This window comes from Corallococcus sicarius (genome assembly GCF_003611735.1).
In the GTDB taxonomy this organism is placed as follows: domain Bacteria; phylum Myxococcota; class Myxococcia; order Myxococcales; family Myxococcaceae; genus Corallococcus; species Corallococcus sicarius.
In genome coordinates, this window is the sequence record NZ_RAWG01000635.1 from 1 (window position 1) to 1,343 (window position 1,343).

General features: G+C 71.3%; 1 protein-coding gene. It reads right to left on the reverse strand.

Features of this window, described 5'->3' with window-relative positions; all coding sequences use genetic code 11:
* On the reverse strand, positions 1-1,343 hold a 1,343-nt coding region (locus tag D7X12_RS41390; RefSeq protein ID WP_120630568.1), incomplete at both ends, for an amino acid adenylation domain-containing protein.

The window sequence follows — 1,343 nt, forward strand, 5'->3', positions numbered from 1 at the left end:
GCTTGAGGCCTGCCTTGAGGCCGTCGGCGTCGACGGTGTGCCCGGGGCGTGCGGTGACGTAGCCGATGAGGCGCTTGTCTCCATCGGCCCCCTTCGCGATGACGACCGCCTCGTTGACGCCGGAGGCCGCGCGCAGGGCGGCTTCGACTTCACCCAGCTCGATGCGGAAGCCGCGGACCTTCACCTGGAAGTCGACGCGGCCGAGGAAGTCGAGCGTGCCGTCCTCCCGAAAGCGGGCCTTGTCACCCGTGCGGTAGAGCCGCTCGCCGGGCATCGTGGCGAAGGGATGCGGGACGAAGCGCTCCGCGGTGAGGTCGGGCCGGTGCAGGTAGCCCCAGGCGAGGCCGGAGCCGCCGACGTAGACCTCGCCCGCGACGCCCACGGGCACCGGGCGCAAGTGCGCGTCGAGCACGTAGGCGGTGGCGTTGGAGATGGGGCGGCCGATGGACACCGGGCCGTCCACCACCGTGTTCCGGTGCAGGGACAGCGTGGTGGAGAAGGTCGTGTTCTCCGTGGGGCCGTAGCCGTTGATGAGGACGGCGCCTTCGGGCAGCCGCGCCAGATGCTCACGGACCCGGCCCGCGGGCAGGACATCGCCGCCTGCGAGAACCTGCCGCACTCCTGCCAGGGCCTCTGCCTGGTGCAGGGCCATCTGCTCGAAGAGGGCGGCCGTCAGCCACAGCGACGTCACGCGGTGGTGACGCAGCTGCGCGGCCAGGTCCTCCAGGGTGAGGGCATGGGGCGGCGCGAGGACGAGCTTCGCGCCGTGCAGCAGCGCGCCCCAGATTTCGAGCGTGGAGGCGTCGAAGGCGACGGGAGCGAACTGGAGCCAGACTTCGTCGGGCCCGAAGCGCATGAAGGTGCTGCCGAGCACCAGCCGGGTGATGCCCCGGTGGGGCACGCAGACGCCCTTGGGACGGCCCGTGCTGCCGGAGGTGAACATGACGTAGGCGAGGGACTCGCCGTCCACATGCACGTCCGGCGCGTGCGTGGGGAATGAGCCGAGGACGTCCTGCTGCGCGTCCAGCCAGACACGGGTGCCGGTGGTGGGCAGCAGTGAGGCGAAGGGCTGGTGCGTGAGGACCACCTCGACGTCGGCATCCTCCAGGAGCATTGCGATGCGCTCCACGGGGGCATTGCGGTCCACCGGGACGAAGGCGGCACCGGCCTTGAGGATGGCGAGGAGTGCGACCACCAGCTCGAAGGAGCGCTCGATGGCGAGACCGACGCGCGCACCGGGCGTGATGCCGAGCGCGCGCAGGTGGTGGGCCAGTTGGTTGGCCCGCGCGTCGAGCTGGGCGTACGTGAGCGTGGCCTCGCCTTGGACGAGGGCCACGGCGTCA